The 22,554-nt window shown below is 60.9% G+C and carries 20 protein-coding genes; 13 read left to right on the top strand and 7 right to left on the bottom strand.

The window, feature by feature from the left end:
- The first annotated feature begins 63 nt into the window (after positions 1-63).
- Both CXP40_RS22690 and CXP40_RS22685 read left to right on the top strand, forming a co-directional pair.
- On the top strand, positions 64-1,662 hold the full coding sequence (locus tag CXP40_RS22690) for an argininosuccinate lyase (protein ID WP_106735569.1): 1,599 nt from the start codon (positions 64-66) through the stop codon (positions 1,660-1,662).
- 57 nt (positions 1,663-1,719) lie between these two features.
- A complete protein-coding gene (locus CXP40_RS22685; RefSeq protein ID WP_106735568.1) occupies positions 1,720-2,307 on the top strand; it encodes a hypothetical protein in 588 nt (195 codons plus the stop codon).
- A gap of 2 nt (positions 2,308-2,309) precedes the next feature.
- Here the strand turns inward: CXP40_RS22685 and CXP40_RS22680 are convergent, their stop codons facing one another.
- A complete protein-coding gene (locus CXP40_RS22680) occupies positions 2,310-3,521 on the bottom strand; it encodes a cation:dicarboxylate symporter family transporter (RefSeq protein ID WP_106735567.1) in 1,212 nt (403 codons plus the stop codon).
- A 123-nt stretch (positions 3,522-3,644) separates the two neighbouring features.
- Here CXP40_RS22680 and CXP40_RS22675 point away from each other — a divergent pair, with 123 nt between their 5' ends.
- Positions 3,645-4,562: a LysR family transcriptional regulator gene (locus CXP40_RS22675; protein WP_106735566.1), complete on the top strand. Its 918-nt coding sequence runs from the start codon at positions 3,645-3,647 to the stop codon at positions 4,560-4,562.
- Between the two features lie 177 nt (positions 4,563-4,739).
- Here the strand turns inward: CXP40_RS22675 and CXP40_RS22670 are convergent, their stop codons facing one another.
- From CXP40_RS22670 to CXP40_RS22660, 3 genes are all read right to left on the bottom strand, one after another.
- Positions 4,740-5,342, bottom strand: coding sequence for an NTP transferase domain-containing protein (locus CXP40_RS22670; protein ID WP_106735565.1), 603 nt, complete (start codon positions 5,340-5,342; stop codon positions 4,740-4,742).
- Between the two features lie 2 nt (positions 5,343-5,344).
- Positions 5,345-7,543 (bottom strand): OsmC domain/YcaO domain-containing protein, encoded by a 2,199-nt coding sequence (locus CXP40_RS22665; protein ID WP_106735564.1) that lies wholly within the window; start codon positions 7,541-7,543, stop codon positions 5,345-5,347.
- 128 nt (positions 7,544-7,671) lie between these two features.
- Complete coding sequence (locus CXP40_RS22660; RefSeq protein ID WP_017361825.1) at positions 7,672-8,604, bottom strand: LysR family transcriptional regulator; 933 nt, start codon at positions 8,602-8,604, stop codon at positions 7,672-7,674.
- Between the two features lie 212 nt (positions 8,605-8,816).
- On the opposite strand from CXP40_RS22660, the gene CXP40_RS22655 reads away from it, so the two are divergent.
- The 10 genes from CXP40_RS22655 (at position 8,817) to CXP40_RS22610 (ending at position 19,426) form a co-directional block, all read left to right on the top strand.
- Positions 8,817-9,893, top strand: a complete 1,077-nt coding sequence (locus CXP40_RS22655; protein ID WP_106735563.1) for a 4-oxalomesaconate tautomerase — start codon at positions 8,817-8,819, stop codon at positions 9,891-9,893.
- 39 nt (positions 9,894-9,932) lie between these two features.
- Positions 9,933-11,183 (top strand): OprD family porin, encoded by a 1,251-nt coding sequence (locus CXP40_RS22650; protein WP_106735562.1) that lies wholly within the window; start codon positions 9,933-9,935, stop codon positions 11,181-11,183.
- Positions 11,184-11,224: 41 nt separating this feature from the next.
- Entirely contained in the window at positions 11,225-12,205 is a 981-nt protein-coding gene (locus tag CXP40_RS22645; RefSeq protein WP_106735561.1) for a tripartite tricarboxylate transporter substrate binding protein, read from the top strand.
- 48 nt (positions 12,206-12,253) lie between these two features.
- On the top strand, positions 12,254-12,706 hold the full coding sequence (locus CXP40_RS22640) for a tripartite tricarboxylate transporter TctB family protein (protein WP_106735560.1): 453 nt from the start codon (positions 12,254-12,256) through the stop codon (positions 12,704-12,706).
- Positions 12,707-12,710: 4 nt separating this feature from the next.
- Positions 12,711-14,225 carry a tripartite tricarboxylate transporter permease gene (locus CXP40_RS22635; protein WP_106735559.1) on the top strand — a complete coding sequence of 505 codons (1,515 nt, stop codon included), beginning with the start codon at positions 12,711-12,713 and terminating at the stop codon, positions 14,223-14,225.
- A gap of 14 nt (positions 14,226-14,239) precedes the next feature.
- Complete coding sequence (locus CXP40_RS22630) at positions 14,240-15,187, top strand: D-2-hydroxyacid dehydrogenase family protein (RefSeq protein ID WP_106735558.1); 948 nt, start codon at positions 14,240-14,242, stop codon at positions 15,185-15,187.
- Between the two features lie 309 nt (positions 15,188-15,496).
- Positions 15,497-18,235 carry an autotransporter outer membrane beta-barrel domain-containing protein gene (locus tag CXP40_RS22625; protein ID WP_106735557.1) on the top strand — a complete coding sequence of 913 codons (2,739 nt, stop codon included), beginning with the start codon at positions 15,497-15,499 and terminating at the stop codon, positions 18,233-18,235.
- 107 nt (positions 18,236-18,342) lie between these two features.
- The gene (locus tag CXP40_RS24055) at positions 18,343-18,531 is read left to right on the top strand and encodes a hypothetical protein (protein WP_256579539.1); all 189 of its coding nucleotides are present in this window, start codon (positions 18,343-18,345) and stop codon (positions 18,529-18,531) included.
- Positions 18,532-18,735: 204 nt separating this feature from the next.
- The gene (locus tag CXP40_RS22615; protein WP_061241945.1) at positions 18,736-19,101 is read left to right on the top strand and encodes a type II toxin-antitoxin system RelE/ParE family toxin; all 366 of its coding nucleotides are present in this window, start codon (positions 18,736-18,738) and stop codon (positions 19,099-19,101) included.
- On the top strand, positions 19,094-19,426 hold the full coding sequence (locus tag CXP40_RS22610; protein ID WP_074675645.1) for an XRE family transcriptional regulator: 333 nt from the start codon (positions 19,094-19,096) through the stop codon (positions 19,424-19,426). The genes CXP40_RS22615 and CXP40_RS22610 overlap by 8 nt, the downstream gene beginning before the upstream one ends.
- Positions 19,427-19,846: 420 nt before the next feature.
- On the opposite strand, the gene CXP40_RS22605 is transcribed toward CXP40_RS22610, so the two are convergent.
- The 3 genes from CXP40_RS22605 to CXP40_RS22595 form a co-directional block, all read right to left on the bottom strand.
- On the bottom strand, positions 19,847-20,086 hold the full coding sequence (locus CXP40_RS22605) for an AbrB/MazE/SpoVT family DNA-binding domain-containing protein (protein ID WP_041476652.1): 240 nt from the start codon (positions 20,084-20,086) through the stop codon (positions 19,847-19,849).
- A complete protein-coding gene (locus CXP40_RS22600) occupies positions 20,083-20,886 on the bottom strand; it encodes an inositol monophosphatase family protein (protein ID WP_041476671.1) in 804 nt (267 codons plus the stop codon). The genes CXP40_RS22605 and CXP40_RS22600 overlap by 4 nt, the downstream gene beginning before the upstream one ends.
- Positions 20,887-20,947: 61 nt before the next feature.
- Complete coding sequence (locus CXP40_RS22595; RefSeq protein ID WP_256579538.1) at positions 20,948-22,234, bottom strand: Fic family protein; 1,287 nt, start codon at positions 22,232-22,234, stop codon at positions 20,948-20,950.
- Between the last annotated feature and the right edge of the window lie 320 nt (positions 22,235-22,554).

Here is a 22,554-nt window from a genome sequence, read left to right as displayed (position 1 = left end):
TCGGTGGGCTGCTGCTTTTCAAGGCAGCCGAGCCCTCACTGATACCGAGCGGAACTGAAAACCATGAGAACAAGAAAGACTCTGCTTCACCTCGCCGTCGTCTATGCGCTGTTTGCTTCATCCAGCGCCCTGGCGGCCAACACTGCCGAACTGCCTTGCCGCACCACTGCCGAATGCGCTGAGCAGGCGCGCAAGATCGGCGCGACGGTGGACAAGTCGGCGCTCAAGGGCGGCGCCTACGAAAGCCAGTTCTCCTGGTTGAACCGCATCAACAAGGCATCGATCGTCATGCTGACCGAGGAGGGCATCGTTTCCGCTCCTCAGGGTCGACGCATCGCCGGTGGCGTGCAGCATGTGATCGATCAGGCTGCTCAGCCCGACGGCAAGAGTCCCAGTGACGTGTTGCAGGTCGAGCAGATCATGATCGACAAGATCGGTCCCGAAGCCTCGCTGATTCACTCCGGGCGCAGCCGCCAGGACATGTACGCCACCTATCGCCTGGCCGTGCTGCGTGCCCAGGTGCTGGATTACAGCGATGCGCTCAATTCGTCGCGCGCCCGCCTGCTGAAGATCGCGGGCGACAACGTCGACACCTTGATTCCGGCCTACACCAACGGTGTGCAGGCCATGCCAATCAGCTACGCGCACTACCTGCTGGCATTCGAAGCGGCTTTCGAGCGCGATGCGCAGCGCATTCATGAACTCTATGCACGCCTGAACCTGAGCCCGATGGGCACCGCGGTGCTGGCCAACTCCGGCTGGCCGCTGAACCGTGAGCGTCTGGCCACGCTGCTGGGCTTCGATGGCGTGCGTGAGAACTCGCTGGATTCCAGCCAGGTATCGACCTTCGACATCCCGCTGGAAGCGGCGGGCATCGCTTCGTCCTCGGCCATCCGCGTCGGTGCGCTGATCGGCGATATCCATACCCAGTACCACCAGACCCGTCCCTGGCTGCTGCTCGAGGAAGGCTCGACCTACACCAGCAGCGCCATGCCGCAGAAGCGCAATCCCGGCCTGCTGATGCGCACCCGTGAGTCGGCCTCCGATGTGGTTGGTCTGGCGGGTGCCACCACCATTCGCGCACACAACGTCACCACCGGCATGACCGACTACAAGGCCGCGTTCGAGGACTTGGGCCTGTTCAAATCGGCCACCGATATGTTCGAGCGCCTGGACATGGTGCTCGATGCGCTGGTGATCAATCCCGAGCGCGCCATGGAAGAGCTCGACGCCGACTGGACGACCTCGATGGAACTGGCCGATACGCTCGAACGCGAGCACAAGGTGCCGTTTCGCATCGGCCACAGCTTCGCTTCGCTGATCGTTGGTCAGGCGCGTGATCAAGGCTTGTTGCCGAAGGAGTTCCCTTACGCCGACGCGCAGAAGCTCTATACCAAGGCTGCGCAGAAGTACAACTGGAAGGATCAGCGCCTGCCGTTGAGCGAGAGTGCCTTCCGCGCCACCCTGTCGCCGCGCACCATGGTCGAGACGCGCAAGGGCACTGGCGGCCCGCAACCTGCCGAGGTCAAGCGCATGCTGGCCGAGGCCGGCAAGCGTTTGCAGGCGGACAAAAGCTGGATGGGCGAGCGTCGTCAGCAACTGATCAAGGCGGACGAGGTGCTGGACAAGGCCTTCGCCAAACTCTTGCCTGCTTCGCGTTGATTTCGAGTGGCGAGGCCTTGCGGGCTTCGCTGCTCATTTTCTTCAGGAGCGTGAAAGATGGAACGTGTGCGCCGCTACGCCTTGCTGCTCTGTTCGGTCGTCATGGCCAGCATGGTATTCAGTGACGCAGTGGCGCGTCGTTCCGACTCCAACGCTCCGGTTGAAGCAGGGGCGCAGCTCGTGCGGCTCGACGCTGTCGCTGACAGCTTCGCCCTTGCATTGGTGGCCAACGCCGATCTGTACAACCTGCCGCGAGGTATTCGACGCGTAGTCGTGCTTGTCGAGGGCGACTCGAACTCCAGCGAGTCGCAACTGGATGAGCAAGGCGATACGTTGATCCTCGTGCCGCAGTTCAGCGTCGCCGATGGCCGCAAGCGACCTGTGGATCTGCCCGTATGGCACAGCGAGCAGGCCTGGGTTGAGGGTGAGGTGTCGAGTGAAGGGCATGTCGGGCTATCGGCATTCACGGTACTCGATGCATTGGTGAGTTACCTGGGGCGCAGCAGCCATTTTCCGCAATTGCAGGAGGTGGTTTTCGTCGGTCGTGGCACGACGGCCGACCTGGTTGCGCAGCATCGCTTGCGCCCACAGGTAGCCACTTCTTTTCACGTTCGGCACGTGAGTACGCGACTGGCTCGGCACTGATCTCAGCCCAGCATCTCCCGCAATTTCTGTTTGTCCACCTTGCCATCCCAATGGGCGATGACCACGCAGGCTACGCAGTTGCCCAGCACGTTGGTCACCGAACGACATTTCATCAGACGCTCTACGCCGATCAGGATGCCGATGCTCTCCAGCGGCAGGATATTCAGCACGCTGAGCGTCGCGGTGAGCGTGACGAAGGCCGAACCGGCGACGCTGGTCGAGCCCAGTGAGGTCAACAGGCAGACCAGCAGGATGGTGCCCAGTTGTAGGACGTCCAGTTCGACGTGAGCCAGTTGTGCGAGAAACACGACGGCCACCGCCAGGTAGAGGTTCGAGCCGTTGAGATTGAAGCTGTAGCCGGCAGTGAGCGTCAGGCGTACGGTCTGGCTGTCGCAACCGGCTGCCTCCAGTTTGTCGATCAGGCGCGGCAGGGCTGCGACCGAAGAGCCCGTCGCGGCCACCAGTAGCAGCTCTTCCTTGACGTAACCGATCAGCCGCCACAATCGACAGCCCGCCAGGCGCAGGGCGATGGCCGGTACCAGCAGCAGGTAAACCAGGCAGGCCACATAGGCCACTACCACGAACTTGGCCAACGGCAGCGCCGCTTCCAGTCCGTACTTGCCGATGATGAAGGCGATGGCACCAAACGCCGCCAGTGGCGCGAAGCTGACGATCACTTGCATGGCGCGAAATACCAGCTTCACCGCCTGATCGAGCCGCTGCGTCAGGCGTTGCCCCGGTGCGCCACTGCGACCGAGCAGCAGGCCGCAGATTACGGCAACCAGCAGCACCTTGAGGATGAAACTCTGTTCGAGCGAATCGAGCAGCAGGCCCGGAAGTTGAGAGAAGAATGGGCCACTTGTGGTTTCAATCGTCGCCCAGTCGCTACCCATTTGGTGCAGGCCGCCGCCTGAGTGCAAGAGCAGGGCGACGAGCAAGCCGGTCAGCAGCGACAGCAGTGACATCAGCTGCCAGTAACCGACGGCCTTCAGGCCCAGGCGCGCGGTGGCGCGGTAGTCGCTGAGGGCGGCGACGCTGGAGCAAACCAGGACGAACATCACTACCGGCGCGCACAGACCAATTGCGGAGATGAACAGGTCGCTGAGCGGCTTCATCTCTACCGCCAGATCAGGCCACCAGACACCCAGAAGGGCGCCGAGAACCAGTGCCAACAGAAGCAGGGCAATGCCTGTTCGAGAATGCCTGAAGATCATTGGAGCCTGTTTTATTCTTGTTCGTCGTCGTGGCGTCGAGGCCGCGCGTGAGTGTTCATCCTACCCCATCGGCACGTGGATTCGGTATCGTGTGCCGGCCTGATCAACCTTCTAAGGGCCTGCATGGAACTTCGTCATCTGCGCTACTTCGTCATGGTTGCCGAAGAAAAGCATTTCACCCGCGCTGCGGCCCGTCTGAACATGCAGCAGCCGCCGTTGAGCCAGCAGATCCGGGCGCTGGAGCAGGAGCTTGGCTTCGACCTGTTCATCCGCCACGCCAAGGGCGTCGATCTGACCGTCGGTGGCGAGGTGTTCCTGCGCGAGGCTCGCGATATTCTCCAGCGGGTATCGCAGGGCGCATTGAAGGCGGCGCGCACGGCCAAAGGCATCGAGGGGCGTCTGAGCGTCGGTTTCACCAGCTCGGCGGCCTCGCATCCGCTGATTCCACGGATTATCAGGCGCTATCGGGATCTGTATCCGGGTGTCGATATCGGCCTCAACGAAGGCAACGCACAGGAGCTGACCGACGATGTCAACGGCGGCGATGTGGATGTCAGCATCCTGCGGGCTCCAGTCGGTAACCCTCAGGGCGTCGCCTATCACCGTCTGCTCAACGAAGAGCTGGTGCTCACCTTGCCGGTCGGGCATCGGCTGCTGGCGGGCAAGGGCGCGGTTTCGCTGAAGGATCTGGCTGGCGAACCGTTGATTCTGGTGCGCCGCCCCGGTGCGCCGGGGATGTACGCCAATTTCCTGCAAGCCTGTCGTAATGCTGGGTTCGAGCCGCATGTGGCGTTCGAGGTGGAGCGCATGCTGACCAACGTGAGCCTGGTGGCCGCTGGTGCCGGGGTTTCGGTGGTGCCGGCATCGATGCGCGGCTTCCACGAGCACAGTGTGGCTTATCGCTCGATTCGTGATGCCAAGCCGCGCCTGGTCGCGCCGATCACCCTGGTCTGCCGCGAGTTGCACCAGTCACCGCAGGTGGCCAACTTCATTGCCCTGGCTCGCGAGTTGGGCAGCGAGTACCGCAAGGAGCCGCACTAAGAACCTGTTCACGATCTCGCGAGCTAGAGCTAGGCAAGGCGAAGTCAGGCGAAAAAGCGCAGTTTACGAGTTGTAAATGAGCATTTTGACGGGGGCGCCCAGCTCGGGCTGGCGTTCCAGGCTGGTTTCAACGCAGCATGGCTGACGCGCAGCAGATCGTGAGCAGGTTCTGAGGGCTCAGCGTGTGCTGAGGCATTGCCAGTCTTCCTGAGTATCGACGTCCTGCAGCACACCAGGGTCGTCCAGCTCCACGATACGCACAGCGCTGGGGTTCTGCTGCAGCACCGGCTTGGCCCCGGTATCGCCGCTCAGCGTCGCGAGCTGCGGCCATAAATCGCGACCGAACAGCACCGGATGGCCGCGCTTGCCCTGATAGCTGGGCAGCACGATGTTGTTCGCGCTGGAGTGGGCGATCAGGGTTTCCAGGCTGTCCCGATGTATCGATGGCATATCGGCTAGAAAGATCGCCACGGCATCAGCGTTGGATTCGGCCAGTAGACGCTCTGCACCTGCCGCCAGGCTGTGGCCCATGCCCTGGGCTGTTAGCGGATGCTGGACGAGCTTGATGCTGACGGGTAATCCCAGCTCCGCGATGGACTCGTCCGGGCGCAACACCAGCCAGATTTCTTCGAGCATCGAGCAGGGCAGTGCCAAGCTGGCGTTGAGCAACGAGCGGCCGTCGCCAAGTTGCAGGCGGCGCTTGTCGGCGCCGAAGCGGCGGCTATAGCCGGCCGCCAGCATCAGCGCGGCGACGCTCTGGATTGCGCGCTCGCTAGCCATGCTCAGCCAGCCAATCCTGCCGCCCTGGCGCGCGCGGCGTGCAGCTTCTTGTAGCTGTCGATCAGGCGCAGGTGCTTGTCCAGGCCTTCGAGTTTCATGCTGGTCGGTGTCAGGCCATGGAAGCGTACGCTGCCATCTACCGAGCCGATCACTGCGTCCATGCGCTCGTTGCCGAACATGCGCCGCAGGTTGTGCTCGTAGTTAGCTAGCTCCAGCTCGTCGTCCAGCTGGATCTCAAGAACGGCGTTTACCGCCTGGTAGAACAGGCCGCGCTCGACGGTGTTGTCGTTGTACTGCAGGAAGGCCTCGACCAGTTCCTTGGCGTCGTCGTATTTCTTCAGCGTCAGGTTGATCAGCAGCTTCAGCTCGAGAATGGTCAGCTGGCCCCACACCGTGTTGTCGTCGAACTCGACGCCGATCAGTGTGGTGATGTCGGTGTAGTCGTCGACCTCGGCGTTGTTGAGGTTGCGCAGCAGTGACTTGAGTTCGCGGTCGCTGAGGCTGTGCAGGTTGAGGATGTCCTTGCGAAACAGCAGCGCCTTGTTGGTGTTGTCCCAGATCAGATCCTCGACCGGGTAGATCTCCGAGTAGCCCGGCACCAGGATGCGGCAGGCGTTGGCGCCGAGGTCGTCGTAGGTGGCGACGTAGACCTCCTTGCCCATGTCCTCGAGGATGGCGAACAGAGTCGCAGCTTCCTGCTCGTTCGAGTCGGCGCCTTCGCCGGAGAAGTCCCACTCGACGAACTCGAAGTCCGGCGTGGCGCCGAAGAAGCGCCACGACACCACACCGCTGGAGTCGATGAAGTGCTCGACGAAGTTGTTCGGCTCGGTCAGCGCCAGGCTGTCGAAGGTCGGCTGCGGCAGGTCATTCAAGCCCTCGAAGCTTCGCCCCTGCAGCAGTTCGGTAAGACTGCGCTCCAGCGCCACTTCCAGGCTCGGGTGGGCGCCGAAGGAGGCGAACACACCGCCGGTGCGTGGGTTCATCAGGGTCACGCACATCACCGGGAATTCACCGCCGAGTGAGGCATCTTTCACCAGCACCGGGAAGCCTTGTTCCTCAAGGCCTTTAATGCCGGCGACGATGCCCGGGTACTTGGCCAGCACGTCCTGGGGAACGTCCGGCAGGCACAGCTCGCCTTCGAGGATTTCGCGTTTCACCGCCCGTTCGAAGATCTCGGACAGGCACTGCACCTGGGCTTCGGCCAGGGTGTTGCCGGCGCTCATGCCGTTGGACAGGTACAGGTTCTCGATCAGGTTGGACGGGAAATACACCGTTTCGCCATCGCTCTGGCGCACGAACGGCAGCGAGCAGATGCCGCGCACCGTGTTGCCGGAGTTGGTGTCGTAGAGGTGTGAGCCACGCAGTTCGCCATCCGGGTTGTAGATGGCCAGGCAATGCGCGTCGAGGATTTCCTCGGGCAGCGCGTCCTTCGGCCCCGGCTTGAACCAGCGCTCGTTGGGGTAGTGGACGAACTCGGCGGCGGCGATGTCCTCGCCCCAGAACTGGTCGTTGTAGAAGAAGTTGCAGTTCAGCCGTTCGATGAACTCGCCCAGCGCCGAGGCCAGGGCGCTTTCCTTGGTTGCGCCTTTGCCGTTGGTGAAGCACAGGTTCGACTGCGCATCGCGAATGTGCAGCGACCAGACGTTGGGCACGATGTTGCGCCAGGAGGCGATCTCGATCTTCATGCCAAGGTCGGCGAGGATGCCCGACATGTTGGCGATGGTCTGCTCCAGCGGCAGATCCTTGCCCGCAATGTAGGTGGTGGTGTCACTCACCGGCATCAGCAGCGCCTGGGCATCGGCGTCGAGGTTTTCCACTTCCTCGATGATGAACTCGGGGCCCTGCTGTACAACCTTCTTCACGGTGCAGCGGTCAATGGAGCGCAGAATCCCCAGGCGATCCTTCTCGGAAATGTCCGCCGGCAGCTCGACCTGGATCTTGAAAATCTGCGCGTAGCGGTTTTCCGGATCGACGATGTTGTTCTGCGACAGGCGAATGTTCTCGGTGGGGATGTCCCGCGTCTGACAGTACAGCTTGACGAAATAGGCCGCGCACAACGCTGACGACGCCAGAAAGTAGTCGAACGGCCCCGGCGCCGAGCCGTCGCCCTTGTAGCGGATCGGCTGATCGGCGATCACCGTGAAGTCATCGAACTTGGCTTCGAGGCGAAGGTTGTCGAGAAAGTTGACCTTGATTTCCATGGGGCGATACCAGCGAGCGAAACAAAATGGCCGCCATTATCCGGGTTTTCGGCGGCCTGTCTTGCTTGGTGGTTGCTGATGAAAGCGCGTCGGACCGGCGGCCTGCATGCGCAGGCCCGAACAGCGGCTCAGCTTTCGGGTTCGGCGGGGTTAGTGGTGCCGATGGAGGTATAGCTCGGCCATTGCCGCAGCAGGGTTTCGACGAACTGTTCGGCTGCCGGTGACAGTGAAGAACCACGGCGGCGCACCAGACCCAGAGTACGGCTGATTACCGGATCGACAAGCGGCCGGCTGACCAGAATCGGATGATCCTCGGCCGGCATCGCCAGACTGGGGAGGGCGGCGATGCCCAGGCCGGCCTCGACCATGCCGAGTGACGTCGACAGGTGCTGCACCTCGTAGAACCAGCTTGGGCGCCAGTCGAGATGGGCCAGGCCGTGATCGAGCAGCACGCGGTTGCCACTCAGGCGGCCGACGCCAATCAGGCGGTAGTCGCTCAGTTCGCGCCAGGCCACTTCAGAGCGTTTGGCCAGGGGATGATCGCGCCGGCAGGCGAGCACGAAAGGCTCGTTGACCAGCGGCGTGAAGTCGATTTCCGCGCTCTGCCCGCTCTGCATGTTGATGCCGAAATCCGCTTCGCCACGTATCACCGCTTCCAGCCCTTCATGGGCACTGAGGTCGAGGATACGGATGCGGATCTTCGGGTACTGCAGGTTGAAGGCGCGGATCACTGTCGGCAGGAAATAGAAGGCGGCCGTCGGGATGCAGGCGAGGGTGACCTGGCCGGACTGGCGCTCGGCCAGTTCGCGGATGCCGAGGATCGAGCGCTCGAAGTCGTCCAGCAGGCGCTGCGCCTTGGGCAGAAAATCCCGGCCCACGGCCGTCAGGCTGACCCGGCGCGTGGTGCGATCCAGCAGCTGCGTGCCGAGGCTTTCCTCCAGCTTCTGCATGCGCCGGGTCAGTGCCGGCTGAGACAGGTGGATGGCGTTGGCGGCCTCATGAAAGTTGCCGAACTCGGCGATTTTCACGAAAGCACGGATATCTTGCAGTTCGTAATTCATGCGCTTGGGTTATCAGTTATGCGTATTTTTGTTTGAAAGTTACCAATGAACCCTAGTCTTTCCGTTTCCGGCTGGCAAGCAGGGAAATACGAGCGTGCATTAATGCGTTAAATGGAATAAATATTGAAATATATGCATTTTACAGAATAAAAGTCCGCTCCTCATAATCGACGCAAAGCAACAATCATTAGTTTTATTGCGTTGGAGGCATCATGCGGACGGTACCTTGTGTACTCATGCGAGGCGGTACTTCGAAAGGGCCGGTCTTTCTGGCCAATCATCTGCCCACTGACCCGCAGCAGCGCGACGAGGTATTGCTGAGCCTGATGGGCTCGGGCCACGAGCTGGAAATCGACGGCATCGGTGGCGGCAGCCCGCAGACCAGCAAGGTGGCGATCGTCAGTCGCTCGCCGCATCCGGACGCCGATGTCGACTTCCTGTTCGTGCAGGTCATGGTCACCCAGCGCCGTGTCGACACCGCACCCAATTGCGGCAACATGCTCTGCGCCATCGGTCCTTTCGCCATCGAGCATGGCCTGGTCAATGCCGGCTCGCCGATGACGCGGGTGCGCATTCGCAACCTCAACACCAACACCTTCGTCGACTCCGACGTGATGACCCCTAATGGCCGCGTGCGTTACGACGGCGACACCGCCATCGACGGCGTGCCCGGTACTGCCGCGCCGATAAAACTGACTTTCCTCAATGCCGCTGGCGCCAAGACCGGTCGCCTGCTGCCTACCGGCCGCGTGCATGACGAGTTCGACGGTGTCGTGACGACCTGTATCGACATGGCCATGCCCATGGTGCTGATGCATGCCGAGGCGTTGGGCAAGACCGGCTACGAGTCTCCTGCCGAGCTGGATGCCGACAGCGCGTTTCTCCAGCGCCTGGAACGCATTCGCCTGCAGGCCGGCCTGGCCATGGGGCTTGGTGACGTATCGCAGATGGTCATTCCCAAGCCGGTGCTGCTGGCACCTGCACGCCATGGCGGCACGCTGAGCGTGCGCTATTTCATGCCGCATACCTGCCACCGCTCGGTCGCTGCCACCGGTGCCATCGGCCTGGCCACGGCCTGCGCGCTACCTGGCAGCGTCGCCCATGAAGTCGCGCCCATCGAAGGCGAGGCACTGGTACGCCTGGAGCATCCGGGCGGTCAGATCGAGGTTTCCCTGCAGCCTGCCGCCGATGGCAACCCCGAGAAGCTGCGCGCCTCGCTGGTGCGCACGGCCCGTCGTCTGTTCTCGGGCGAGGTGTACATCCCCAGCCTGCGGCGCACCGGCACCTGATTTCGCTTCACTACAACCACACCCGTAGGGCCAACCACAATGACAAGAAAAAAATCCCTTAGCTGCTCCGTCGTCGGTATTACGGTCATGGCACTGCCTGCAGTCGGTGCCAACGCTGCCGGTTTCATCGAGGACAGCAAGGCCAGCCTGGAGCTGCGCAACTTCTACCTCAATCGTGATTTTCGCGAGAATGCCGGGCAGAACAAGCGCGAAGAGTGGGCGCAGGGCTTCATCCTCAACCTGGAGTCCGGCTACACCCAGGGCACCGTGGGTTTCGGCGTCGACGCCATCGGCATGCTCGGCATCAAGCTCGATTCCTCACCGGATCGCAGCGGCACCGACCTGTTGCCGCGCGACAGCAAGAATCGCCCCGAGGACGACTACAGCAAGCTCGGCGTGACCGGCAAGGTGCGTTTTGCCGAGAGTCAGCTGCGCGTGGGTACGCTGCTACCGAAGATGCCTTATCTGCAGTACAGCAACGCGCGTCTGCTGCCGCAGGTGTTCGAGGGTTGGCAGGTGCAGAGCAAGGATCTCGAGCGCGCCACTTTCACCCTGGGCGAGATCGACCGTGTGGTGCAGCGCAGCGTGTCCGGCTCCGAGAAGCTGGCCCTGAACAACAAGAACGGCCGATTCGGCCGCAGCCCCGAAAGCGACGAGCTGCGCTTCGCTGGCGTCGATTACGCGATCAACCCGCAGTTGCTCGCCAGCTATCACTATGCCGAGCTGAGCGATGTCTATCGCCAGCATTTCCTCGGCCTGCAACATACCCTGGCGCTGGGGCCTGGCAAGCTGAAAAGCGATCTGCGTTACTTCAACAACAGCGAGGCCGGAAAGGAGCTGGTTGGAGATATCGACAACCGGGTCATCAACGGCATGTTCACCTACAGCGTCGCTGGCCATGCTCTGGGCCTGGCTTACCAGAAGATGCTTGGTGAGGATGGCTTCACCTATGTGGACGGTGCCACGCCTTACCTGACCAACTTCCTGCAGATCAACGATTTCGCCGGTCCCGACCAGCGCTCCTGGCAACTGCGCTACGACTTCGACTTCGCCAGTGTCGGTGTTCCGGGCCTTAAGTTCATGACTCGCTACGTGCGTGGCGACCAGGTCGATTTCGCCGCAGGCGAGGGTCGTGAATGGGAGCGCAACACCGATATCGCCTACACCTTCGGTCAGGGTGCCCTGAAGAATCTGACCGTGACCTGGCGTAACGCGACTTACCGCTCCAGCTTCGTCCGTGATCTGGACGAGAATCGCCTGATCCTGAGTTACATCGTGCCGCTGTGGTAACCCAGCGCCCTTACCGACAAATCTAATAAGAGGAACCCACCATGATCACTCGCTCCATTCGCCGTATCCTGCCGCTTTCCCTAGCTGCGCTGCTGGCCAGCGCCTCCGCTATGGCCAATGAACCGGCGCGTCCGGAATGCATCGCCCCGAGCAAACCGGGCGGTGGTTTCGACCTGACCTGCAAGCTGGCTCAGGCCGGTTTCAAGGATGAAGGCCTGCTCAAATCGCCGTTGCGTGTGACCTACATGCCGGGTGGTATCGGCGCCGTGGCCTATAACTCGATCGCCGCCAACCGCCGTGCCGAACCTGGCACCCTGGTGGCCTTCTCGGGCGCCTCGCTGCTCAACCTGGCCCTGGGTAAATACGGCCGATTCGATGAAAACGCCGTGAAGTGGCTGGCCGTGATCGGCAATGACTACGGCACCCTGGCTGTACGCGAGGACTCGCCCTACCAGAACCTCGATGATGTGGTGCAAGCGCTGAAGAAAGACCCGAAAAGCATCGTCGTCGGTGGCGGCGGCAGCATCGGCGGGCAGGGCTGGATGAAGATCGCGCTGTTGGCCCGCGCTGCCGGTGTCAATCCGCGCGACCTGCGCTACGCAGCCTTCGAAGGCGGCTCCGAGCACTACATGGCGCTGATGGGCAAGCACGTCGACCTGGTTACCGGCAGCGCCAGCGAGATCCGTGCGCAGCATGGCAACAAGATCCGCACCCTGGCGATCTTCAGCGAGGAGCGTCTGGGGGGCGATCTGGCCTCCATCCCCACCGCGCGCGAGCAGGGCTACGAAATTCAGTGGCCGTTGATCCGGGGTTATTTCCTTGGCCCGGACGTAAAGGAGGAGGACGTCGCCTGGTGGCACGCGCAGTTCGACAAGCTCAATGCCTCCAAGGACTTCCAGACCTACCTGGCTGACCGTGACGTACTGCCTGATTACGTGACCGGTCCGGCGCTGGAGCAACTGGTCAAGGCGCAAGTGCAGGAATACCGAAAGCTGGGCGAAGAGTTCGGCCTGGTTGAGTGATAGTCCTATGTGCCGCCTCTGCGCGGCGCATCGCTGCGGAGCAACACCATGCATGATCGTATCTTTGCGGGGGTGACCCTGCTGCTTTGCTGCATCCTGGGTTTTTTCGCCTGGGGTTACAGCGCCCCGTTTTCCTACGAACCGGTCGGGCCCAAGGCCTTCCCGTTGCTGCTGTTACTGCTGATCGCCTTTGCTTGCCTGCAACTGCTGCTCAAGCCAGCCGGTGATGTGCAGAGCGAAGAACCGCCCCTGAACCGTGAAGTGATGGTCAAGGCGCTGGTCTTTCTCGGCCTGATGATCGGCTATGCCGTGCTTTTCGAAACCATCGGTTTCATCCCCGCCAGCATGCTGTTCGGCATCGGCATGGCGCGTCTGTATGGCGGCAGTTGGCTGCGCAGCCTGATCAGCGGCGTGGTGTTGGCCATCGGCCTCTACCTGCTGTTCGACAGGGCACTGGCCGTACCGCTGCCGCTTGGCATTCTTTCAACCCTGGAGGGCTGAACCCATGGATACTCTCGGTTATCTCAGCCATGGCTTCGGCGTGGCGCTGAGCCCCTACAACCTGGTCACGGCCCTGTGCGGGACCCTGATCGGCACCGTCGTTGGCCTGCTGCCGGGGCTTGGCCCGATCAACGGCGTAGCCCTGCTGATTCCCGTTGCCTTCGCATTGGGGCTGCCGCCGGAAACCGCCTTGATCCTGCTGGCGGCTGTGTACCTGGGCTGCGAATACGGCGGTCGTATTTCCTCGATTCTGCTGAACATTCCGGGTGAGGCATCCGCCGTGATGACCACCCTCGATGGCTACCCACTCGCCCGTCAGGGCCAGGCCGGCGTCGCGCTGTCCCTGTCGGCCTGGAGCTCGTTCATCGGTGGCCTGATCGCTACCGTCGGTGTCGTGCTGTTCGCACCGTTGCTGGCCAAGTGGGCGGTGGCGTTCGGCCCCGCCGAATATTTCGTGCTGATGGTCTTCGCCATCACCTGCCTGGCCGGCATGGCTGGCAACAAACCCCTTAAAACTGCCGTTGCGGCGCTGGTCGGCCTGCTGCTCTCCTGTGTGGGCATCGACGCCAACAGCGGAGTCTATCGCTTCACTTTCGGCAGCCTGGGTCTGGCCGATGGCATCCAGTTCGTGGTGCTGGTGCTGGGTCTGTTCTCGGTCAGCGAACTGCTGGTCCTGCTGGAGCGCACCCATCACGGGCAGAAGGCGATCAAGGCCAGCGGACGCATGCTGTTCAATATGAAGGAGGGCGGCTTCGTACTCGCCACCAACCTGCGCAGCGGCGTGGTCGGCTTCGTCCTCGGCGTGCTGCCGGGTGCAGGCGCGACCCTGGCCAGCGCGGTGTCGTACATGAGCGAAAAGCGCATGGCAGTGAAGGACAACAAGTTCGGCAACGGTGACCTGCGCGGCCTGGCCGCACCGGAAACCGCCAATAGCGCCGCTGCCTGCGGCTCCATGGTGCCGATGCTGACCCTCGGTGTGCCAGGCTCGGGCACCACGGCGGTGATGCTCGGCGCCCTGACGCTGTACAACATCACCCCGGGGCCGCTGCTGTTCCAGAATCAGCCGGACATCGTCTGGGGCCTGATCGCATCGCTGTTCGTCGCCAACATCATGCTGATCATCATGAACGTGCCGATGATCAAGGTCTTCACCAAGGTGCTGGCCGTGCCGTACTGGGCGCTGGTGCCGGCAGTGGCGATCATCACCGCCATCGGGGTGTATGCGGTGCATGCGACCACCTTCGACCTGTACCTGATGATCGCCATCGGCCTGTTCGGCTACGTCATGCGCAAGCTGGACTTCCCGCTGTCGGCGATCCTGCTCGGCTTCATCCTCGGCGGCATGATGGAGCAGAACCTGCGTCGAGCGCTGTCCCTGTCCAGCGGTGATCTCGGTATCCTGTACGCCAGCCCGATCACCTGGGTGGTCTGGGCGCTGGTGGCAGTGATGATTGTGCTGCCGTTCTGGCGCGCCTGGCGTGCGCGCCGTCAGCAGAGCCCCGTTGCCAGCGAGGCCTGATTCGGAGACTTGGCATGCGTATCGTGATACCGGATGACTATCAGCGCGTCGTTCAACAGCTCGATTGCTTCGGGCTGTTGGAGGGTTTCGATGTTCGCGTGTATCACGATGCCGTCAGCGACCCGGATGTACTGGTCGAGCGCTTCGTTGATGCCGATGCGCTGGTGTTGACCCGCGAGCGCACGCGTATCGACGCCGCGCTGCTGGCACGTTTGCCCAATCTGAAGCTGGTCAGCCAGACCGGGCGAGCCGGCCCGCATCTGGATGTGGAGGCTTGCCGCGAGCGCGGTGTGACCGTCGCCGAGGGCACTGGCTCACCCATCGCGGCGGCCGAGCTGACCTGGGCACTGATCCTCAATGCCCGGCGTCAGCTGCGCGAAGCCATGAACGGCCTGTATGCCGGGCACTGGCAGGTCAACCTCGGCCAGCGTCTGTATGGTCAGACGTTGGGCATCTGGGGTTACGGCAAGATCGGCCAGCGCCTGGCACGTTATGCACGTGCATTCGACATGCAGGTGCTGGTGTGGGGCAGCGAGGCCTCGCGCCAGGCCGCCATCGCCGATGGCTACGAGGCCGCATCGACGCGCGAAGCTTTCTTCGAACAGTCCGATATTCTCACTCTGCACCTGCGTCTGGCGCCCGCCACGCGACATTGCGTAAGCGCCGCTGACCTGGAACTGATGAAGCCTGACGCCCTGCTGGTCAACACCAGTCGCGCCGAACTGATCGCCCCCGGGGCATTGCTCGCTGCGCTGGACCATGGCCGTCCTGGCCAGGCCGCGCTGGACGTGTTCGAGCAGGAGCCGATTTTGCAGGCCGATCACCCGTTGCTGACCCACCCGAAAATCCTCTGCACGCCGCACCTGGGCTACGTTGAAAAGCACAGCTACGAAGCCTACTTCGGCGAGGCATTCGCCAATGTCAGGGCGTTTGCATTGGGCACCACAGCTCAGGGCCTCTAGCGCCTCGCCTGAATCTCAGCATATGCGGCTGACGCAGCCTGCCGTCAGTTTTCTCGTTGCTCTTGGTAGGTGCGTCCGTACGGTCAGTTTTCGGTAGTCGTGCCGCTTCTGACTGTGCCGTTTGCGGAGGGCAATGGCTCCTGCCCGTTCGTTCTGTTGCATCTGGTTATGTGCCAACAGGCTTCAGTTGGTCGCGACCTGGCGGATCATGGTTTATAACCCTATGACTGATTCAGCTGCGTTACACATCAAACCCCGAGCCCGCCAGGCAAGCCAGCGAACGACTTACAACGAAAAAGGATTTGCGCCATGAAGTACAGCGCTGCAGTGTTCCCGCTTCGCCACTCCCTGATGCTCTCCGCTGCGATTGCCGCCTGTATCTGGGGCGCAGACAGTGCCCGGATGGCGAGTGCGCAAGTGACGTTCACGGGGGACGTGAGCCCTACACCGCCCCCAGGCAATGACTGGGTCGTTGGTGGCGATCTTGTCGTGGGTGATGGTGCTGCCGGAACCTTGCTTATCGATGCTGGTGGCACCGTCAGCGGTACCGTAGATGCCTATGTCGGCAACTGCGACAGCGGCACGGTGACCGTCCAGGGTGAGGACGGTGCAGGCAATGCGTCCACCTGGACGATAGACGGTGAGACCTATATCGGCGTCGAGACGGGCAGCACTGGTCGGCTGGACATCCTCGATGGCGGCGTGGTGAGTAGCGATGGCGGCGTTTCGGTCGGTCGAGAGGTTGGCAGTACCGGCAACGTCACGGTCTCGGGGGCCGGCTCCTTGTGGGACGCCAGGTCGGCTGCGAATCCCACCCCCAGTTTTCAGATCGGTGTCGGTGGCGTTGGCACGCTGGATATCAACGATGGCGGCGTGGTGCGCAGCCAGCAGGGGGTGATAGGTGTCATTGCTGGGGGCGATGGCCGTGTCACCGTCAACGGTCTTGGTTCGAGTTGGGCTCCGCTGGACAACATCTATGTCGGTTTCGAGGGCACGGGTCTGCTGCAGGTCGAGGACGGTGCCGCAGTCAGTACCGAGCAGGCCGGCGGTGGCGCTGCGACCATTTATATTGGCTATTACGCTGGCAGTGACGGCACGGTGAGCGTATCGAGCACCACGGGCGATGTCTCGACGCTGAGCGCGACCGACGACCTGCGGGTGGGCGTCGAGGGCAGTGGCTCGATTTCGATCGACAGCGGCGGCCTGGTGCAGATCGCCGACAACGTGCATATCGCCGATACCGCCACCAGCAGTGGCACGCTGCAGCTCAACGGCAGCGCTGCCGGGCGCGGTGTGCTCGAAACCGGGGCAGTGATCGCCGGGCTGGGCACGGCCGACCTCGATCTCGATGGCGGGATTTTGCGCGCCAACCGTAACGAGAGCGACTTCCTGAGAAACTTCACGGCGGGATTGGCCGTCGGCGCGGAAGGCGCCTGGTTCGATAGCAACAGCTATGACATCGGCATCGATACGGTCTTTTCCGGGAGCTCGACCTTCAACAAGCTAGGCACGGGCACGCTGACCCTCACTGGCAACAGCGCCACCTTTACCGGTGATGTGTTGGCACAGACAGGTACCCTGCAGGTCGATGGCACTCTTGGCGGCACCATGGATGTGCTGGCAGGGGCGCGTCTTACCGGTACTGGCCAGGTCGGTGTCACCACCAACCGCGGGGTGATCGCGCCAGGGCAGCCCGGCAGCCTGGGTACGCTGACGATTGCCGGTGATTACACGCCAGCCGGCGGCAGCATCGAAATCCGCACCCAACTGGGCGACGACAGCTCGCCGACCGATCGCCTAGTGATCACCGGCTCCACCTCCGGCAGCACACCCATCACCGTCATCAACGTCGGTGGTACCGGTGCGCAAACCACCGAAGGGATCAGGATCATCGAGGTCGGTGGTGCGTCCAGCGGCGTATTCACCCTGGCGAGCAGCACGACCTACGAAGGCGACCCGGCGGTCGTGGCCGGAGCCTACGCTTATCGCCTGTATCAGGGCGGCGTATCCACGCCCCTGGATGGCGATTGGTATCTGCGCTCGGTCATTCAGAACACCTCCGCGCCGCCCGGCACGCCGCTTTACCAGCCGGGCGTGCCCAGCTACGAGGCTTATCCGCAGATACTGCTCGGCCTCAATGGCGTGTCGACGCTGTATCAGCGCGTGGGCAATCGCCTTTGGGAGGAGGGTAGAGCAGTGTCGTCGGCCGAGGAGGCCGGTGGCCGTTTCACCACCCCTAGTGGCGTCTGGATTCGGATAGAAGGCGGGCACAATCGCGTCGATCCGCAGCGTTCGACATCCGGCAGCGAGTATCGCTACGACATGACCAGAACGCAGGTCGGTGTCGATGCGCTGCTGCTGCAGAACGATAGCGGCCGCCTCGTTGGTGGCCTTTCTCTGCATTACGTCAACGGCAGTGCTGATACCAATTGGCGATATGGCGCGGGTGACTATGGCTCAGGTGACATCTCCACCGATGGCTATGGCCTTGGTGCCACGCTGACCTGGTACGGCAACGACGGCTTCTATGTCGACGGTACCGTGCAGGCGACCTGGTACGACAGCAACCTGTCGGCGCGCCCGGTGCGTGGCCTGGTCAGCGACAACGATGCCTTCGGCTACGCCTTCTCGCTGGAGAGCGGTAAACGCATCACCCTGGATCGAGGCTGGCTCATTACCCCGCAGGCTCAGGTGACCTACTCGAAGGTGCGCTTCGACAGCTTCAGCGATGTATTCGGCGCCTCGGTTCGCCCTGGCCGTGACGACAGTCTGCAAGGGCGTGTGGGCGTCAGCCTGGAGCGTCAGCTCGACGCTACGCGGCTCTATACCATCGCCAATCTGTACAACGAGTTTCTCGACGGCACCTCGGTGCGTGTCGACGATCAGGTGTTTCGCAGTCGCGACGACCGCGTGAGAGCCGGCGTCGGTTTCGGTGGCTCGCATGACTGGACGGCGGCAAATATTCGCTTTACGGTGAAGGCAACTTCACCCGTAGCCTGGCCAGCAGCGACTCTTACGGCTACGGCGCCACGCTCGGTTTTCGTGTGAGGTGGTAAGCACATCATTACGATGCTCAGCTCGCCCTGATTTGTCTGGCCACCGGTGCTCGACGGTCAGAGGCTGAGAAGCTGAAACTGACTGGCCTGCGTAATGGCGTGATCACCTTTAGCGGAACCAAGAACGGCAAGGTTCGTTCGGTGCCGATCACTGCAGAGCTGGAAGCCAAGATCGTCAGGCACTGGAAGCAACACGGCCAGCCAAACTCGTCCATTACCTCGTTCCGCCGCGCCCTGGTCAGGACGACCATCCGCCTAACGAAAGGCCAGGCCGCCCACGCCCTGTGACACGCCTTCGCCAGTCGCTTCATCCAGAACGGCGGGAACATCCTCACACTGCAGAAATCCTGGGTCACTCCAGCCTGGCCATGACCATGCGCTACACGCCTGGCACCGGATCATCTGCAGGATGCGGTACGCATTGGCCCGCTCTCGTCTCTATGATTCAGATATTCCATTGATGGAATATTCCTTTGAGGTTATATTTTCGCCATGACTTGGGATATCGAATACACCGACGAGTTCGGTGAGTGGTGGGAAAGCTTGTCTGCTGAGGAACAGGAGTCCGTTGCGGTGTCAGTCCAGCTTCTAGAGGAGCGAGGCCCGTCACTCGGCTTTCCACACAGCAGCGGAATCAATGGCTCTCGTCACAGCCATATGCGCGAGCTGAGGACGCAGCACGAAGGCCGACCCTACAGAACCCTGTATGCATTTGATCCCAGGCGTTCGGCTATTTTGCTGATCGGTGGCGACAAGACTGGTGATGATCGTTGGTATGACATCAACGTTCCGCTGTCTGATCGACTGTACGACGAACATCTGGAACAGCTTCGTAAGGAGGGCTTGATAGATGGCTAAGAAATTTGCAGAGCTGCGCGCAAAAATGGCGCCTGAGGCTCAGGCCAGGGTAGAGGCCAAAGCCCAGGAGCTGCTTGCAGAGATGCCGCTTAATGAGCTGCGCCAGGCTCGTGGGCTGTCACAGAAGGTGCTGGCTGAGGTGCTGCATGTACAGCAACCATCCATCGCCAAGATGGAAAAGCGTACTGACATGTACATTTCCACTTTGCGTAGCCACATCGAAGCCATGGGGGGTCAGTTGGATGTCATTGCCCGGTTTCCCGATGGTTCGGTGAAGATCAGCAATTTTTCAGACATCGAAAGCGATCTTCTCCAGCAGGCTTAACGCTTCGACACCTTTTCGACACCCCAAAGAAAAACCTCTGACTTTCTCTAGGAAAATCAGGGGTTTATTTGGTGGAGCCGGGGGGATTTGAATCCAAAGACACAAATGCCCAGCTCAAATCAGCGTTTCAGGCGCTTGGCCTCGGAAAACTGATTTGTAGGATTTCACTCAGTCGTTGAGCAGTATAGGAACCTTGAGCCTTCCGTCAAGAGCGCATCCAAATCGATTTTCACTTCAAAGGCTTAGCGCGGTACAGGGAGGGTTTTTTGCGTTCAAATCCTTTCTGGGGAGTTGAACTGACTGGATTGATCAAGGCGTTTTGGTTCAGGTGGTTGCCCCGATCAGTCCTCTAAACGCTTTGCTCATGACGTCATGACGTCATGCGACAGGCAGGGCAGCCAGTTCTGCCTGGTTGCCTGCTCAATCATCCGTAACATTCTGCACTTTTCCGAAGGTATCCCAGTGTCCGACCAGTTCATCAACGCGGTCTGGAGTGCGTTCAGTTTTGCTCAGCACTAGGCACCGCGTTGAGCCAACGTATTCCTCGACTAGATAAAGGGAGTCACCAACATCTACACCGAGCTCTTGGAGGACCTCATCGGGAATGCGAATGGCGCCATCACCATCCCAATCCTCGATCACGACTTTTAGCGTTTTCATGTAAATACCTTGCTCCAATTTCGGCTTGCCAGTGACTGGCAGGCTTCTCGCGTACCGCCAAAGCATCTCCGAGATACTGTCTGCATGTCGGCTTCAGTGACATAAGTGATGCTGTTCCCATCCTGGTCAATCAGCACGCCCCCTGCGCCAATTAGCAGCGCATGACCTGCAGCCACATCGTGTGCTGAAACCGGCACAAGCGATACGCCTGCATCCCCATCACCTGCTGCGACTCGTGCCAACCGATAGGCGATGCTGGGCATCGCCACAAAGCAACCTGGTGAGCACAATTCAGAATTGATTTCGGGCTTGTTCGTTGCCGCAGTGCTGACCATAACTCTGCTGTCTTGATTCCATTCTTTTTGGGTGAGTGTCGCTTTAATGGGGCTCCCATTGCGAAGCACACACGGTGCCCCTTTTGCCCATGCGACGCAGTCGGAATCACCATCCAGCAAAACAGGTGCATAGACCACGCCAAGCACCGGTTGGGCATCCTCAAGCAAGCCGACAGATATTGCAGAGCCTTTGTGGCCTTTCAGGAAGTCTGCAGTCCCATCATTGGGGTCAACAACCCAGCAATACCTGGCTCCTGTGAGCCTATGGCCTGTTTCCTCACCCCAGAAATCACAGTCGAGCAGCTGCAGTAACCGCGGCTTTAGCAGTGATTCAATTTCAACATCGACATCTGCTTTATCGCCTGAGCCGCGAGGTCCTTCTGGGCGCTGCCATTCAGTAATGAGCAGCAGGCCAGCGTCTTCGACTAGTTGGACGACCTGTGCAAGAAGGCTTTCGTAATCCATAGGGCTTAATATTGAGTGTTCGCTTTCTGTCTGAGGGCGTGAATGGTTGGGTGTGAGATCATCAATTCCCATGGCGCGATTTCCAGAGGGTGAACTCGGATGGCCGTAATCCGTAACGCGCCAGCACCCCTTCGTGCAGTCGTCGGAGCTCTTCAACGATCAGGGCTTGTACTTCTGGCTGCTCAGTGTCTGAAACATGCTCAGCTACTGCGTGTTGAATGCAGGTCAGTGGATCAAGCTCAGGATGAGTGACGACCTCTCGAATGGTCGATTTGATGAAGTCCCGCCAGGTCAGTCTAAGTGGGTCTGGTTCAGCAAGGTCTTGCTTGATTGCCAGGTACTCCTGCGTTGAGCGTTCATAGGCCCAGAGGTACAGGTCGCGCAGCAGCTCTACCCGGGTCATTTCGTATACGCCCAACGTGGCGCGGCTGTAGGCCTGTTCGGGTACATCCAGAAATGTCAGCGGACATAGGTTGGCGCGAAACAGTGGCAGGTTCGCTGCCAGTCTGGAGGTGCGCTTGTTGATGTCGGCAAAGGGCTGCAGGTAGGGCAGGTGCACCATCATGAAGAACGACTGCTCGAACGGATCAGTAATCTGATTGGCCTTGCTAAGCAGAACCTCCAAGGTGTCCTCAATCTGTTGTGGTGTTGAGAGAGGGCGATAGTTGCTTTTCCCAATGTCGACGGCATGCTGCCGGATGCGGCCTTCATCTGCAGGATTTGGGAGCAGGTTCTCGGCCAAGGCGCTGTGCAGGTTCATCAATGTGTAGCGGTTGAACTCTGCACTTTCAATGTTCTCGACCAACAGCTCGATTGCCGTTTTATGGTTCAAGATCATCTGTGTTTCGATGGCTGCTTTACCTTGTGCGGCCTTTCCATGCTCAATCAGCTGTCGCGTATCGAGTCGCGAGTAGGTGTTCCCCTCCAGGTGACTCGATGCCCACGATAAATCAATCAGCAGGCGATTCAGGACTGCGCGGCTGTACGTGCCTGCAGGCTCCAAGGCATCTGTGGTTTTGCCCATTCTGTGCAGTTGGCGCCGCAGTGATTCTGGCAGGTAGCTCGTTGCGTTCGGCTGGTAGGTGTCAAGAAAGTCGCGCTGGTAGCCTACGGGCTTGCGCGCTTCAGGTGGTTGGTTGATGTAAGCGAGGATGTCCCGGCTGTCTGCCGACAGCGGGATAAAGGACGGAAAGCTATCAGTGTCCAGGGTGCTGGTTTCTGCTTGGATAGCAGTTCCGAAATAGCGCCGTGCTCTACCTTCACCCTGCGCTGAGATCTGACCGCTTGCTATCAGCTTTGCAATCAGTCGCTGCGCTGTTCTCCGAGCAATGTCGGGATGTTTGGCCAATAGCTCAGTCAGCGTCAGACCGTTCCCAGATGCCTGGATACTGTTGAGTATGTCTGTGGAGGAGGGCATAGCTTAGGTGGCGCCGTTTGAATGCTGTTGGCGCAATTATGGCGCAGTTTTCTGAACTGCGCCAATTGGAGTGGCGAATTTGGCGCAGTTCTAGGCGATCTGCGCCATAGCGAGGGCCGAGGGGGCTGAGCGAGGGGTAGTAGTTCAGATGTGCTGGGGCCCTGGATATTGGTACGTCCATGACCAACGAACCCAAAGCCCACTCCAGATGGTCCGCTACCGGCCGATTCTGTTGAAAAAGTAGGTTTAGC

Origin of the sequence: Pseudomonas sp. YY-1, from assembly GCF_002843095.1 — a bacterium.
Classification (GTDB): Bacteria; Pseudomonadota; Gammaproteobacteria; order Pseudomonadales; family Pseudomonadaceae; genus Aquipseudomonas; species Aquipseudomonas sediminis_A.
Note: the sequence above shows the minus strand (reverse complement) of the source record. Positions and strands in the feature narration are given on the sequence as shown.